Annotated in this window: 14 protein-coding genes and 1 pseudogene; 4 read left to right on the forward strand and 11 right to left on the reverse strand. The window is 66.3% G+C overall.

Annotation, left to right across the window (positions count from 1 at the left end):
- Window positions 1-87: 87 nt before the first annotated feature.
- From XBLMG947_RS04425 to XBLMG947_RS04450, 7 genes and pseudogenes are all read right to left on the reverse strand, one after another.
- The gene (locus XBLMG947_RS04425) at window positions 88-864 is read right to left on the reverse strand and encodes an NAD kinase (protein ID WP_065466569.1); all 777 of its coding nucleotides are present in this window, start codon (window positions 862-864) and stop codon (window positions 88-90) included.
- Window positions 865-1080: 216 nt separating this feature from the next.
- Window positions 1081-3216, reverse strand: coding sequence for a bifunctional 23S rRNA (guanine(2069)-N(7))-methyltransferase RlmK/23S rRNA (guanine(2445)-N(2))-methyltransferase RlmL (gene rlmKL, locus XBLMG947_RS04430; RefSeq protein WP_065466570.1), 2136 nt, complete (start codon window positions 3214-3216; stop codon window positions 1081-1083).
- Window positions 3213-3404: a hypothetical protein gene (locus XBLMG947_RS21080; protein ID WP_083992852.1), complete on the reverse strand. Its 192-nt coding sequence runs from the start codon at window positions 3402-3404 to the stop codon at window positions 3213-3215. The genes rlmKL and XBLMG947_RS21080 overlap by 4 nt, the downstream gene beginning before the upstream one ends.
- A 14-nt stretch (window positions 3405-3418) precedes the next feature.
- Window positions 3419-4995 (reverse strand): annotated as a pseudogene (locus tag XBLMG947_RS22455) (ABC-F family ATP-binding cassette domain-containing protein).
- Window positions 4996-5180: 185 nt separating this feature from the next.
- Complete coding sequence (locus XBLMG947_RS04440) at window positions 5181-5687, reverse strand: GNAT family N-acetyltransferase (protein ID WP_065466571.1); 507 nt, start codon at window positions 5685-5687, stop codon at window positions 5181-5183.
- 40 nt (window positions 5688-5727) lie between these two features.
- On the reverse strand, window positions 5728-6255 hold the full coding sequence (locus XBLMG947_RS04445; RefSeq protein ID WP_065466572.1) for an alpha/beta hydrolase: 528 nt from the start codon (window positions 6253-6255) through the stop codon (window positions 5728-5730).
- The gene (locus XBLMG947_RS04450) at window positions 6252-6743 is read right to left on the reverse strand and encodes an MOSC domain-containing protein (protein WP_065466573.1); all 492 of its coding nucleotides are present in this window, start codon (window positions 6741-6743) and stop codon (window positions 6252-6254) included. The genes XBLMG947_RS04445 and XBLMG947_RS04450 overlap by 4 nt, the downstream gene beginning before the upstream one ends.
- 23 nt (window positions 6744-6766) lie before the next feature.
- On the opposite strand from XBLMG947_RS04450, the gene XBLMG947_RS04455 reads away from it, so the two are divergent.
- Window positions 6767-7342 (forward strand): N-acetylmuramoyl-L-alanine amidase, encoded by a 576-nt coding sequence (locus tag XBLMG947_RS04455; RefSeq protein WP_065466574.1) that lies wholly within the window; start codon window positions 6767-6769, stop codon window positions 7340-7342.
- Window positions 7343-7718: 376 nt separating this feature from the next.
- On the opposite strand, the gene XBLMG947_RS04460 is transcribed toward XBLMG947_RS04455, so the two are convergent.
- From XBLMG947_RS04460 to XBLMG947_RS04475, 4 genes are all read right to left on the reverse strand, one after another.
- Window positions 7719-8672, reverse strand: a complete 954-nt coding sequence (locus tag XBLMG947_RS04460; protein ID WP_065466575.1) for a DUF1684 domain-containing protein — start codon at window positions 8670-8672, stop codon at window positions 7719-7721.
- Between the two features lie 88 nt (window positions 8673-8760).
- Complete coding sequence (locus XBLMG947_RS04465; RefSeq protein ID WP_065466576.1) at window positions 8761-9633, reverse strand: sulfurtransferase; 873 nt, start codon at window positions 9631-9633, stop codon at window positions 8761-8763.
- Window positions 9630-10451 carry a CoA pyrophosphatase gene (locus XBLMG947_RS04470; protein WP_065466646.1) on the reverse strand — a complete coding sequence of 274 codons (822 nt, stop codon included), beginning with the start codon at window positions 10449-10451 and terminating at the stop codon, window positions 9630-9632. The genes XBLMG947_RS04465 and XBLMG947_RS04470 overlap by 4 nt, the downstream gene beginning before the upstream one ends.
- A 112-nt stretch (window positions 10452-10563) precedes the next feature.
- Window positions 10564-11262 (reverse strand): FKBP-type peptidyl-prolyl cis-trans isomerase N-terminal domain-containing protein, encoded by a 699-nt coding sequence (locus tag XBLMG947_RS04475; protein WP_004429231.1) that lies wholly within the window; start codon window positions 11260-11262, stop codon window positions 10564-10566.
- Window positions 11263-11425: 163 nt separating this feature from the next.
- Here XBLMG947_RS04475 and XBLMG947_RS04480 point away from each other — a divergent pair, with 163 nt between their 5' ends.
- The 3 genes from XBLMG947_RS04480 to nth are packed head-to-tail and all read left to right on the forward strand — an operon-like array spanning window position 11426 to window position 13304.
- Entirely contained in the window at window positions 11426-12208 is a 783-nt protein-coding gene (locus tag XBLMG947_RS04480; RefSeq protein ID WP_065466577.1) for an enoyl-CoA hydratase/isomerase family protein, read from the forward strand.
- Between the two features lie 8 nt (window positions 12209-12216).
- Window positions 12217-12597, forward strand: a complete 381-nt coding sequence (locus XBLMG947_RS04485; protein WP_065466647.1) for a hypothetical protein — start codon at window positions 12217-12219, stop codon at window positions 12595-12597.
- Entirely contained in the window at window positions 12594-13304 is a 711-nt protein-coding gene (gene nth, locus XBLMG947_RS04490) for an endonuclease III (protein WP_065466578.1), read from the forward strand. The genes XBLMG947_RS04485 and nth overlap by 4 nt, the downstream gene beginning before the upstream one ends.
- Window positions 13305-13440: the final 136 nt, after the last annotated feature.

Consider the following 13440-nt stretch of genomic DNA (forward strand, 5'->3'; position numbering starts at 1 on the left):
CGTAACGTGCCAATGCGATCGCAAGCGGACGGCGTCGCGCGCTTCTACCGTTGCCAATCCCGAATCTCCAACGCCCAATCCCCGCCCTCACACCGCAAACTGCTCGCTGAAGATGCGTTCTTCCAGGTTATGTTCGGGATCGAACAACAACGTGACCTGGCGTTGCGTGGATTCGCGGATAGTCACTTCGACCACATCGCGGATTTCGTGCGAGTCGGCAGTGACGCTCACCGGGCGCTTGTAGGGATCCAGCACGCGGAAGCGCACTTCGGTATCGGCCTTGAGAATGGCCCCGCGCCAGCGCCGCGGGCGATACGGCGCAATCGGCGTCAGCGCCAGCGTATGCGAGCCTAGCGGCAGGATCGGCCCGTGCGCCGAATAGTTGTACGCCGTGCTGCCGGCCGGCGTGGCCACCATCACCCCATCGCCGATCAGCTCGGCGATGCGGGTCTGGCCGTTGAGATCCACGCTCAGATGCGCGGCCTGCCGGGTCTGCCGCAGCAGCGAGACTTCGTTGTAGGCCAACGAGCCGGCACTGGCACCGGATTCGGTCTGCACCTGCATTTCCAGCGGCCGCAGATACGCCGGCTCGGCACGTTGCAGGCGCGCCAGCAGATCGTCCTCGTCGTCGCGGTAGTGGTTCATCAGGAAGCCGACCGAACCCAGCTTCATGCCGAACACCGGCTTGTCGGAGGCGCCATGCCGGTGCAGGGTCTGCAGCATGAACCCATCGCCGCCCAGCGCGCAGACGATGTCGGCGTTGTCCAGCGCATGGTCGCCATAGCGCTGCACCAGGAGCGCGCGCGCGGCCACCGCGGGTTCAGTGGGGCTGGCAAGAAAAGCGATGCGAGGTGGTGCGGTCATCGTCGACTCCAAAGCATGCGAATCAGCATACCGCAGCCCTGTGCCGGGCTTGTTGCGGGTTTGTTGTGGCCATGCCCCACCCTCGTCGCATGCACGGCAACGGTCGCGTCTTCGCGATCAAGCGCTACTGCGCCTTCGCGCCTGCCGTCCTGGCAACCGCGTTTGCTAGCCTCTGCGCGAGCCAAGACAACGCCATCGGACGCAACCGGCCTGCACTCAGGCAGTCAACCGCCAGGCTCGGTGGATGCGCGCATGCCGCTCGAAATCCGGGTCGATGGTGCGCGGGCTGATCTCCTCGCACTGCGCGAACTCCGCCACCAGCGCCTCGTCCAGCTTGAAGCGACGGAAGTTGTTGGAGAAATACAGCACGCCACCGGTCGCCAACCGTGCCACTGCCGCGCGCAACAGACGCACGTGCTCGCGCTGGATATCGAAATCTTCTGCGCGCGCAGAGTTGGAGAAGGTCGGCGGGTCGCAGAAAATCACGTCGAAATGCGCGCGTTCGGCTTCCAGCCACGCCAATGCATCGGCGTGCACCAACGTGTGCTTGCTGCCGGCCAGCCCGTTCAACGCAAGATTATCGGCGCACCACTGCAGGTACGTTGCCGACAGATCCACGCTGGTGGTGGACGCCGCACCGGCCACGGCCGCTTCCACGCTGGCCACGCCGGTGTAGCAAAACAGATTGAGGAAACGGCGCCCCTTGGACTGCTGCGCCATGGTGCCGCGTAGCGGGCGATGGTCCAGGAACAGCCCGGTGTCCAGGTAATCGAACAGATTCACGCGCAGCAACGCGCCGTGTTCGCGCACATGGATGATCTCGTTGCGCTGTTCGAAACGGCCGTACTTGCTGCCGCCCTTGCCGCGTTCGCGCGACTTCAGCGCAACGCGCTCGGCCGGCACTTCGAAGACCTCGCGTGCGGCGGCCAGCAATTCGTTGAGACGGCGACGTACGTCGGCTTCGGGAATCGTCGCCGGCGCGGCGTATTCCTGCACATGCAGGAAGATGCGCCGGTCGCCATCGGCTTGCTGGTACACGTCGATGGCGGCGGAATATTCCGGCAAGTCGGCGTCGTAGGCGCGGAAGCATTCGATGCCTTCGCGCGCGCGCCACTTCTTGAATTTCTGCAGATTCTTGCGCAGGCGGTTCGCCACCATCTGCGCGCCTTCGCTGAGCGCGGTGGGCGCTGCCAACGGGGTGCGCCGCGGCACTGCGATCGGGTCGCAGACGATCAACGCGCATTCGATCGCGCCATTGAACAGCTGGTATTTCTTGCCCGCGCGCAGGCCGGTGGCGTAAGCCAGCTCGGCGTTGCCGCACAACAGGCTGGCCCGCCACTGCGGCACCACGCGTTGCAAGGTATCGCCCAGGCGGCGATACAGCGCCGCGTCGGCCACCAGGCGCTCGTCGTAGGGCGGATTGCACACCACCACGCCGGTGGCCTGCGGCGGCGTCTGCAACTCGCCGACCTCGCGCACGCCGAACCAGATCGCTTCGGCCACGCCCGCCACTTGCGCATTTTCCTTGGCCGCGCGGATTGCGTGCGGGTCCATATCGCTGCCGTGGATCACCTGCTTGAGCCCAGCGCGGCCGACGCTGTCGCGTTCGCGCGCGTCACTGACCAGCTGCTGCCAGCCATCGCGGTCGAAACCGCGCCAACGGCTCGGCACATCGCTGCCGTAGCGCTGCAGGCCGGGCGCGACATCGGCGGCCATCAGCGCGCCTTCGATCAGCAGCGTGCCGCTGCCGCACATCGGGTCCAGCAGCCCGCCGCCATCGGCATAGGCGCGCGGCCAACCGGCACGCATCAGCACCGCCGCGGCCAGGTTTTCCTTCAACGGCGCCTCGTTCTGCGCCATGCGCCAGCCGCGGCGATGCAGCGGGCCGCCGCCCAGGTCCACCGAAATGGTGGCGCGGCCCTTGCGCAGCGACAGGTTCAAGCGCAGGTCCGGGCTGTCCACGTCCACAGACGGACGTTCCAGCCCCTGCCGGCGCATGGTGTCGACCACGGCGTCCTTGATGCGCTGCGCCGCGTAGCGCGCGTGCGTGATCGCGGTCCCGGACACATGCGCGTCCACCGACAACGTATGTCCTACCGACAGATGCTCATCCCAAGGCACTTCGGCAACGCCGGCATACAGCGCGTCTTCGTCCGGGCAATCGAATTCGGTCAGCGGCCACAGCACGCGGCTGGCCAGGCGAGACCACAGCACGGCGCGCTGCGCATCGCGCAGCTCGCCTTCGACGTTGACACCGGAAATGGTGGCGGTGGCCTTGCTCGCACCGAGCGTCAGCAGCTCGTCGGCAAGCAGGTATTCCAGGCCCTTGGCGCAGGATGCGAAGAATTTCACGTAGGCAGGTATCGATAAAGACGCGGGCCGTGGTGGCGAGCGTGGGAACAGGACAGCGGGCCGGCGCCCTGGAGGGCAATCCCGTGGCCGCCGTGGAGAGGCCGCAAATGGTCGGCCATCGCGGCCGGCATTACCAGCCCGACCGCCGGAGCGCGCACCGCACGGTTCACCACGGCGCCAGCCGCCACTGCGCCTGCGCGGTCTACAGGCGCTGCTGCAGGCCCAACCGTTGCAGGAAGGCCGCATCGTGGGACGCGACGATCAGCGCTCCCTGGTAGCTGCGCAGCAGCGATTCGATCGCCTCCACGGAGGCCAGATCCAGGTGGTTGGTCGGCTCGTCCAGCAACAGCAGTTGTGCCGGCTGCGCCCGGTAAAGCGCGCAGGCCAGCGCCGCTTTCAGTCGCTGGCCACCGCTGAGCTGGCCGGTGGGCAGGTCGGCATGCCTCTGGTCCAGCCCCAGCAGCGCCAGCCGCAGCCGCTGTGCATGGGCCGGCGCACCCGGGGCTGCATCCTGCAGCTGCGCAGCGGCCGAGCGCATCGGGTCCAGCAGCCCCAGGCCCTGATCCAGATAGGCCACCGGCACGTACACCTCGCACTGCCCGGCACTTGGCTGCAAGCGCCCTGCCAGCAACTGCAGCAACGCGGACTTGCCGCTGCCATTGGGGCCGACCAGGCCGATCCGCGGCTGCCCCTGCAGTAGCAGCTCCACCCGTCGCCCGCCCAGCCGCCCGCCTGCCAGTTCCACCTGTCGCAGCGTGGCCAGACGCCGCGATGTGCCTGCAGGCGATGTCGGCGCCAAGACAGCAATGGCCTGATCGGCCTCCACCCGCGCTGCAGCCTGCACCACTGCTTCGCTCAGCCGCACCTGTTCGCCTGAGAGTGCTGTTGCAACCGTCCTGCGCTGACTTCGCTGCGTTGCTTCTGCACGCCCAGCAGGATCGCGGCCTGATTGGCCTGCCCCGCCGCACGCGCGCCGCGTGCCTGGCGTTGCTGCTGACGCTGTTGCTGCTCGCGCAGCGCCCGCTCGCCGCGGGCGCGCGCCTGTTTGCGCTGGGCCAGCAAATCGCTGGCTGCCTGCTGTTCGATGGCGCGCTGCTGCGCATAGAACGCATAGTTGCCGCCGTAGCTGCGCAGCCCCTGCGCGGACAACTCCAGCGTGCGCTACATCGCGTCAAGCACGCTGCGGTCGTGGCTGATCACCAGCAAGCCGCCGCTCCACGCCAGCAACTGATCCATCAGCCGCTGGCGTTGCGGACCATCCAGGTGATTGCTGGGCTCGTCCAGGATCAGCAGGTCCGGTCGGGTCAGAAACGCACCGGCGAGCGCCACACGCATCGCTTCGCCGCCGCTCAGTTGCGCGGCCGGTGCACGCGGATCGCGCCCACCCAGGCCTTGTCGTTCGAGTTCGGCGGCAAATTGCGCATGCGCGGTCCAGCGCTCGCCGACGCATTCAAAATCGGCGGGCGCAACGCTGCCGGCGGCGATGCGGTCCAAGGCATCCAGCAGCGGCGCAACACCGGCCAATTCGGCAATGCGCTGCCCCGGCGCAACGCTCACCCGCTGTGGCAGGTAATGCACGCCGCCACTGCGGACACAACGTCCGGCACTGGGCAGCAGCTCACCGGCCAGCAGGCGCGCAAGTACGCTCTTGCCCACGCCATTGCGCCCGACCAGCCCGGTGGGGCGCTGGTCGATGTGGATGGTCAGATCGGAAAATAACGGGCTGCCATCGGGCAGCACATACGCAACGCTTTCCAGCGTCAGCGACGGACAGGTCATACGGGTCTCCATTGCATGCCAGCGCACGCGCCGATCCAAGCGGATCAGCAGCGGATCAGGCCGTCATCACGACGGCGGCATCAATGACGCATTGGACCAACCCTCAAAAGGTGACCTGCGGCCAGTCTACCCTGCCGCTCCAGCGGCGACATTTGCGCACCACATCGGGCGCAGGCAGCCCACGCTCAACCCAGCCCGAACGCCGGGTGGTAAGACACATCGGCCAGCGGCAGCAGCCGGTCGCCGAAGGCCAGGGCCTGCAGTTCCGATGCGGGCACGTCGGGCAACACCAGGCCGGGTTCGACCGCAAAGCCCAGCCGCCGGAAGAATGCCGGCTCGCCCAGCGCCAGGCAGCCTGCGGCGCCGCGCTCGCGCAAGGTGGCAAGCGCTGCCTGCACCAGCCGCGTGCCCAGCCCTTGTCGTTGGTGGCCTGGGCCCACGGCCAGCGGACCAAGCGCGAACCAGCCGGGCGAATCGTCCGACAGCGCCACGGGCGATACGGCCAGATGCCCCACCACATAGCCGTCGTGGTCGGCCACCAGCGACAACGCCAGCGCGCCGTCCTGACGCAAGCCGGCAATCACCTGCTGCTCGTCATGCCGGCTGTGCTCGGCGCGCATGAAGGCCACCATCGTCAGCAGTTCGATGGCGGCGGCATCGCCTTCGGTGGCTTCGCGGATCAACACGTTCATGGGTGGCACCGCGCGCAGCCGAAGCTCGGAAGTGTCCGCATCACAGGCTCTGCAATAGTTCTGCAAACGCGCGTGCCGACGCGTCGACATGCGAGCCCAGGCGATGGTCGTCGTCGACCAACAGCAAACGCGCGTGCCGTGCCTGGGCCCAGGCGATCACGTCGGCGGCCGGAATCAGCTCGTCGCGCCAGGCATGCACGATCGAGATCGGCACCGGTGCGGCGTCCAGCGCCGGCATCGGGCCCATTCGGGTCGGCGGCACCATCAGAAACAGACCGCGCGTAGGCACCTGCAACGACACCAGCCCGGCGATATACGAACCCAGGCTGGAGCCGGCCAACACCAACGGCCCCTTGTCGGCCGCCGCACGCGCGATCTCCAGCAGGCGCTGCAGCCGGCCTTGCACGTCGCCCAGCGTGCTCACCTCGCGGCGTGCATCCAGGTCGGTGTAATCGGGGCGTTCGTGGGTCCAGCCGAACTGCTCGGCCACATTCGCCAGCGCAGTCACTTTCAACGCGTCCGGGCCGCTTTCGAAGCCATGCGAGAGGATGCAGTGCCCGCGACTCATAGCGCCTGCACCGTATCGCCGATGCGCAACACGCCGCCGCGCAGGATGCGTGCGCACAGCCCGCCGTGACCGCGCATGGCGTTATAGCCGCCCGCGCCCAGGGCATCTTCCATGCGCGAACACGGGTCGCACGGGTCGGTGCCTTCCAGCTCGACCTCACCGATGCGAAAACGCCGCCCTTTCAGCGCGATCAACGGAATACCAGACACCACCAGATTGCGCCGCAGCGTCGCCGGTGCGATGGTCGCGTGTCCTGCCAGCGCCGCGATCACCGGCAGATGCTCGGCCTGGATCAGGGTCGCGCCACGCTTGCCGCTGCCACCCTTGTAGCGGTCTCCCACCAAGCCGATGCCGGTGATGACCTGCGCCGCGTCCACCTCCAGCATCGCCACGTCGCGCGCCGGACGCACGCCGATCCAGGTCACCTGACCGGTCTGCGGCAGCGTCGCCATCAATTTGCCCAGAGGGCTGTCGGGATTCAAAGCCATCGTCGAATGCTAGCATCCGCTCCATGTCCGATGCCGTCCTGCCGTCGCCGCCGATCACCTACGCGCCGTTGTCCTACGAATCGCGGTTGACAAAACGCGCGCTCACCCAGATCGACATGGTGGTCATCCACTGCACCGAATTGCCGGACATGACGTTGGCACGCGAATACGGCGAGCGCGTGCTCTACGACAGCGGCACCGGCAACAGCGGGCATTACTACCTCGATCGCAACGGCAGCATCCAGCAGTACGTCGCCCTGGAGCGCGTTGCGCATCATGTGCGCGGGCATAACCCGCATACGCTGGGCATCGAACTGGTCAATCGTGGCCGTTACCCGCACTGGCTGGATTCGCGTCATCAGGAGATGACCGAACCCTATCCAGAAGCGCAGATCGCCGCGCTGATCACCTTGTTGCAATGGCTCCAGCAGCAACTCCCTTCGGTGCGGCGCATCGCCGGCCATCAGGCGCTGGATACCACCCAGGAAGCAGCCAGCGACGATCCATCGCGCAAGATTCAGCGCAAGCTCGACCCCGGCCCGTTATTTCCGTGGTCGCGCATCGAAGCGGCGGTCAGCTGGGCGCATATGCCGCGTTAGACGGCATTTCAGGCAAGGCTCAACGCGGGCGCGTGTAAAACTCGTGGTCCGGAACAGCGTCGAATCTGAAGCGGCTCACTGAGCTGCTGTGCAGCAAAGAGGCCAACGTGACCGGTGCTCGGGATCGGCATCTACCCCTCCTCCTGGATGTGGGCTTATTCGGGCCGCCAGCCACCAACCGATGACTGCGCGCTACTTTTCAGTCCACGTCTGATCGCACTGGGCAGCATAGACAGCTGCTGCAGGCGATTCGGCGTGCGCGGATCCTCCTTCGAAAAACAGCATCACACGCCGAACATGCGCGCCATCGCGGTCGACTGCGTGCATTCCCCAGTGAAAAAACTGCTCCGTCGCGCACCGTCCACTTGTGCAGCGCTCAGCGTTCCGGCACGCGGTAGGTTTTCTCGCCTGCATTCACGGCCACATCCAGCCGGTTGTCAGGTGGCGCGATCGGGCAGACCACATGCGGCGTGAGTGCGCATGGCGGATTTTCGGCCAGATTGAAATCGAGCACCACCCGGCCATCGCGGGGCAAGGCGGTATAGAGATAGCGCGCACCGCCGTAACTTTCCTTGCCACTGGTGCGGTCGGCGAACGGGAAGAACAGGCCCTGGCCATCCTCCTGCAGCAGCGGTTGCAAGCGGTATTCGTGGGCATTGCGCGAAAACACCACCTCTCCCGGCACTTGCACGGTGAGTGGCGTACCAATCGACGTCAGCAAGGTCATCGTGCGCGGCGTTGCATAGGGTTGCCACTGCGCCTGGATGCGCCACTGCGGATCTGTCGGGAAATATTCCAGCCCCTCGAACTGCGTCAGCGCCGGCGCTGCCGGGTCGCGGAAGCGCCATCCGTACAGGGCGCCGGTCTGCACCAGATAGAACTGCCGGCCATCCACGTCCAGCCGGTCGCCGCGATGGCCTGCTCGCTCTGGTTGCAGGCGCACCTCATCGATCCGCTGCCCATCAAGCATCACCGACACGGCGGTGTCTGCGCGAAAGCGCACCTGGCCGGCAGCATCCAACGTCAGTTGGCCGAGCTGCGCAGGGCCGGCCGGCAAGACGATATCGCTATGCGGGTCGCTGCCCACACGATACTGACCGGCGCGCACGCGCCCCGAACCGGTATAGCTCAGCCACCCGTCCGACGCACGCAGCTGCGTCAATCGCTCCGCGCGCGCGCGCGCCAGCTCGACCTGATACACATCGTGCTGCGCCAGATCTCGATGACCGGCAGCAGACGCATCGCCGACATCGGCGGTCGACCCCGCCGAACAGGCAGCCAGCGTCCACACCGCGACGCACAGCGCGCCAACCCATAACTGCAACCGCATGGCTCACCCAGCACTGCAAGAAACTGCGCTCCGCGCAGCGAACCTGCGTCCCCACAGGCCACCGTTCCTGCCGCTATTGTGCCTGCAATCAGGGGCCGGTCGCGACCGGTCGCGACGCGTCTTGCAGCCAGCCGCTCCAGGAACCGGCGTACACGCGCGCACCGGACAGCCCCGCCACTTCCAATGCCAGCAACACATGGCATGCCGTGACGCCGGATCCGCACATCACCACCACCTGCTCGGGCCGATACGCACCCAGCAGCGCGGACAACTCTGCGCGCAAGTCGGCGGCCGGCTTGAAACGACCATCGCGCAGGCTCAGTCCAAGCGGGCGACTCACCGCGCCCGGCACATGCCCGGCCACCGGGTCGATCGGCTCGACTTCGCCGCGAAAACGCTCGCCTGCGCGCGCATCCAGCAACCAGCCCGGCGCCAGTTGCAGTCGCTCCACGATCTGCTCGGCGTCCACCACTGCGGCGCTATCGAAGCTGCCAGGATAGGCGGCGCCGCCGTGCAATGCAGGTGGCTCGGTGCTTTCCGAAAAACCGGCCGCACGCCATGCGGCCAGTCCGCCGTCCAGCACCGCTACCCGGCGATGCCCCATCAGTCGCAACATCCACCACGCGCGTGCGGCCGCCATGCTGCCATCGCCGGCGTCGTACACCACGACCTGGCAGTGCGGATCGATGCCCCATTCGCCGAGACGTTTGGCGAATGCCGCGCTGTGCGGCAGCGGATGCCGTCCCTGCGCCGGTTGCGACAGATTTGCCAGGTCGTGGTCGAGATCGGCGTAATGCGCGCCGGGCAAATGGCCCTGCGCATACGCCTTTCGCGCTGCGTCCGGGTCTGGCGCAGTCGGTGGCGCGGCGCGCGCATCGAGCAGACGCAGGTGCGGATGCCGCAACGTGGCCGCCAACGTGGCGGCATCGACCAGCGTGGTCCAGTTCGGATCGGCACTCATGCAACCTGCTCCAGGCGACGACGAAGATTGAGAAGAATGGCTGCAGTGGCGCCCCAGATGCGGTGCGCAGGCCAGTCGTATTCGAGCACGCGACGCGGACGCCCGCGGAATTCCAGTTCCACACTGCGCAGATTGTCCGGGTCCATCAGGTAAGCCAGCGGCACTTCGAAGACGTCCGCCACTTCCTCCGGTTGCGGCACCGCCACGAATGCCGGGTCGATGACCGCCACCACCGGCGTCACCCGGAATCCGCTGACGGTCAGAAACGGATCCAGATACCCCATTGCATGCACCTGCTGCGCACCCAGCGCGATTTCTTCGCAACTCTCGCGCAGCGCCGCGGCGGCGGCATCGGCATCGGACGGCTCCATGCGTCCGCCGGGGAAGCTGACCTGCCCGGCGTGATGGCGCAGACTGTCGGTGCGTCGCGTCAGCAACACCATGGTGCCCTGTTCGCGCGGCACCAACCCGCACAGCACTGCCGCCTCGGAAGAGGCGTCGCCATCGGCCAGATCGATCAGTTCGGCATGGTTCCAGCCCGGCCCGCCCGGCGCGGTGTCCAGCGGATACAACGCTCGCCTCAGCTGCGCGTACTCGGGCAGCCGTGCCGTCAGCGCGCGTGCGGGCAGCACCGTGTGCAGATAGTTCTGGCGTTCGGCGTCGCTCATGCTCATCCAGCGTGCGATTTCATCCAGGCTGCGCAAACAGCAGACACAATGCGACTGCGCGTCCAGCGAACATACACCGATACACGGACTAGGCAGACGATCTGCAGCAAAATCGGGATCGGCGTCGGGTGGGACATCGTTGCCGGTCATCGCTGGGTCCTGCGGCCGCTGCATCGTTTCATCGCTCTCTTCAGGCAATCGGTCGACCCAAACGACAACGCCGGCCTGGTGGCCGGCGTTGCGGTCGCAACATCGAATGCAATTACTTGACGCTGACCAGCTTGATCTCGAACTGCACAGCCACGTTCGGCGGGAACGGGGTCCGCGGATCGGCACCGTAGGCCTTTTCCGGCGGCAGGGTCACTTCCCACTTCGAGCCGGCCGGCATCTGCAACAGCGTGTCGCGCATGGCCTGCATTTCGACTTCGCTGACCTTGATCGCCGGGATTTGCTGCGCAGGACGTGCCTTCTCGCGGTCGCCGAACGGGAACGGACCTGCTACTTCCAGCTGCACCGTGCTGGCCTGGGTCGGCTTGGCACCCTTGCCCGCTTCGATCACGCGGTACTGCACGCCGCTCGGCAACGTCTGCACGCCGGCGGTGCTCTTGTTCTTGGCCAGGAACGCATCGCTCTTGGTCTTGTTGGCTGCAGCGGCCTTGTCGTACTCGGCCTTGGCCTGCTGGGCACGGCCCTGCTCGCGCTTCTGGAACGCTTCAACCGCCGGCTTCAGCTGGTCGGCAGTGATCGCCGGCTGCTTCTTGGCATAGGCGTCTTGCAGACCCTTTACCACCGAGTTGATGTCGAGCTGCTCGCCGCGACCGGTGAGCTCGGCAAGGTTGTTGCCGTAGTCATAGCCGAAGTAGTAGCTCAACTTGCCCTTCTCGGACGTTGTGTCCTGGGCCAGTGCATTGCCCGTCAGGGCCAGGGCCGCCACAGCGACCGCGATAGAACGCAACTTCATCAAACAATTCTCCAGGGTGGTGGCACAGGACGGGTCTGCCGCCTGAGATGACGCGCTAGGATAACGGCCACGATACCGAACCGCTACTTACCGCGAAAGCTAGGACCAGCAAGGCTTTCGGAAGTTCCGCATTTACTATTTTTTTACGTTCGCGAGGGTTCACATGTCCAATCACGTCATTCTGATCGCCGATCACGCCAGCGTCCGGACGATTACGGTCAACCGGCCGGACAAACTGAACGCATTGAACCAGCAGACCATGCAGGCTCTGGATCAGGCGTTTCAGAACGCAGCCGCCACAGACGATGTGCGCGCGGTGATTCTCACCGGCGCCGGCCCCAAAGCGTTCGTGGCGGGGGCGGATATCGCCGAAATCAGCGGTCTGTCGGCGATCCAGGGGCGCGAATTCTCGCTACTGGGTCAGCAGCTGATGCGCCGGATCGAGCGCATGCCCAAGCCGGTGATCGCGATGATCAATGGCTTTGCGCTTGGCGGCGGCCTGGAGCTGGCAATGGCCTGCCATTTGCGCATCGCCGCGGCAACCGCGCGCCTGGGGCAACCGGAAATCAACCTCGGCCTGATCCCCGGCTTCGGCGGTACGCAGCGCCTGCTGCGCCTGACCGGGCGCGCCGCCGCGCTGGAACTGTGCCTGCTCGGCCTGCCCATCGACGCCGCACGCGCATTGCAGCTTGGACTGGTCAATCGCGTGGTCGAAGCGGACGCCTTGCAGGAAGAAACCCTGGCGCTGGCACATCGTCTCGCGGCCGCCGCGCCACTGGCCCTGCGCGGTATTCTGGATGCGGTGGTGTTCGGCGGCGAATGCGCCATCGAAGAAGGTCTACAGCTGGAAACCGCCCAATTTGCGCTGCTATTCGCCACTGACGACATGCGCGAAGGCACCCGCGCGTTTCTTGACAAGCGCCCTGCCCAGTTCCGCAACCGTTGATCATCGCCATGACGCTCGACCCCACCCCGGCACCGCGTCCGTTGCCATTGCAGTTGTTCGAATGCGTGCAAGCCGACGATCTCGATCGTGCGCTGACACTTGGCTTGATGGCGTATCTGCCCGACCCGCAGCATGACGCGCTGGACGTCGACTGCCCGCAGGTCTGCGCCACCTTGCTAGGCGCGCAACGGCGTTTGCGCGCTGCATGGGCCGCGCGCGACCGCTATCGCGCGCGCGCCGCGCGCCTGCAACGCCGCGCCGCAGAACGCGACGCGCGCAGGGCGCCCGCCCCGGCACCCAGCCAACCGGCAACGCCGGCATTGCCGCCGCTGGCCGCTGCCATCCTGGCGCGCGCCAAGGCCAAAGCCGCCGGCGGAGCGCAGCCATGAACACACCGCAGGCAATGGCACCGGCGCGTCGTGGCAGCAGCATGCGCAAGCCCGAAATACAGGAGATGTTCGAGCGCCTGCGCGAGCTCAATCCACATCCGACCACCGAGCTGGAATACACCACCCCGTTCGAATTGCTGATCGCCGTGTTGCTGTCGGCGCAGGCCACCGATGTGGGCGTCAACAAGGCCACCCGCAAGCTGTATCCGGAGGCCAACACCCCGCGCGACATCCTGGACCTGGGCGAAGAAGGCCTGAAGCGCTACATCTCCACCATCGGCCTGTTCAACGCCAAGGCCAAGAACGTCATCGCCACCTGCCGCATTCTGCTGGAGCAATACGGCGGCGAAGTGCCGCACGACCGCGTTGCGCTCGAAGCGCTGCCGGGCGTTGGCCGCAAGACCGCGAATGTGGTGCTCAACACCGCCTTCGGCGAACCGACCATGGCGGTGGATACGCATATCTTTCGCGTGGCCAACCGCACCGGTCTTGCGCCAGGCAAGGACGTGCGCGCTGTCGAAGACAAGCTGGTCAAGGTGATTCCGGCCGAGTTCCTGCACGACGCGCATCACTGGCTGATCCTGCACGGCCGCTACGTCTGCAAGGCCCGCAAACCGGATTGCCCGGGCTGCGTGATCCACGACCTGTGCCGCTACCGCGACAAGACGCAGCCGGCTTCGGACCGGCAGACAAAAACCAAAATTTGATGCAGCGGTGGGGTCACAGCAACGGCGCAACAGCGAGCTCAGATCCACACGCAGCAACCGCAAGGTCGCAAGCTTTTACGATTCCCGATTCCCCAATCCCCAATCCCCGCCCAAAAAAAATCGCGACCGGATGATG

The sequence above is a fragment of the Xanthomonas bromi genome (genome assembly GCF_900092025.1).
GTDB classification, from domain to species: domain Bacteria; phylum Pseudomonadota; class Gammaproteobacteria; order Xanthomonadales; family Xanthomonadaceae; genus Xanthomonas; species Xanthomonas bromi.

Coding starts and splice junctions, on each gene's coding strand:
- XBLMG947_RS04465 (WP_065466576.1), bottom strand. CDS start 9,633: ATGAGTGCCGATCCGAACTGGACCACGCTGGTCGATGCCGCCACGTTG.
- XBLMG947_RS04475 (WP_004429231.1), bottom strand. CDS start 11,262: ATGAAGTTGCGTTCTATCGCGGTCGCTGTGGCGGCCCTGGCCCTGACG.
- XBLMG947_RS04445 (WP_065466572.1), bottom strand. CDS start 6,255: ATGAGTCGCGGGCACTGCATCCTCTCGCATGGCTTCGAAAGCGGCCCG.
- XBLMG947_RS04450 (WP_065466573.1), bottom strand. CDS start 6,743: ATGGCTTTGAATCCCGACAGCCCTCTGGGCAAATTGATGGCGACGCTG.
- XBLMG947_RS04455 (WP_065466574.1), top strand. CDS start 6,767: ATGTCCGATGCCGTCCTGCCGTCGCCGCCGATCACCTACGCGCCGTTG.
- nth (WP_065466578.1), top strand. CDS start 12,594: ATGAACACACCGCAGGCAATGGCACCGGCGCGTCGTGGCAGCAGCATG.
- XBLMG947_RS04480 (WP_065466577.1), top strand. CDS start 11,426: ATGTCCAATCACGTCATTCTGATCGCCGATCACGCCAGCGTCCGGACG.
- XBLMG947_RS04425 (WP_065466569.1), bottom strand. CDS start 864: ATGACCGCACCACCTCGCATCGCTTTTCTTGCCAGCCCCACTGAACCC.
- XBLMG947_RS04470 (WP_065466646.1), bottom strand. CDS start 10,451: ATGACCGGCAACGATGTCCCACCCGACGCCGATCCCGATTTTGCTGCA.
- XBLMG947_RS04460 (WP_065466575.1), bottom strand. CDS start 8,672: ATGCGGTTGCAGTTATGGGTTGGCGCGCTGTGCGTCGCGGTGTGGACG.
- XBLMG947_RS04485 (WP_065466647.1), top strand. CDS start 12,217: ATGACGCTCGACCCCACCCCGGCACCGCGTCCGTTGCCATTGCAGTTG.
- XBLMG947_RS04440 (WP_065466571.1), bottom strand. CDS start 5,687: ATGAACGTGTTGATCCGCGAAGCCACCGAAGGCGATGCCGCCGCCATC.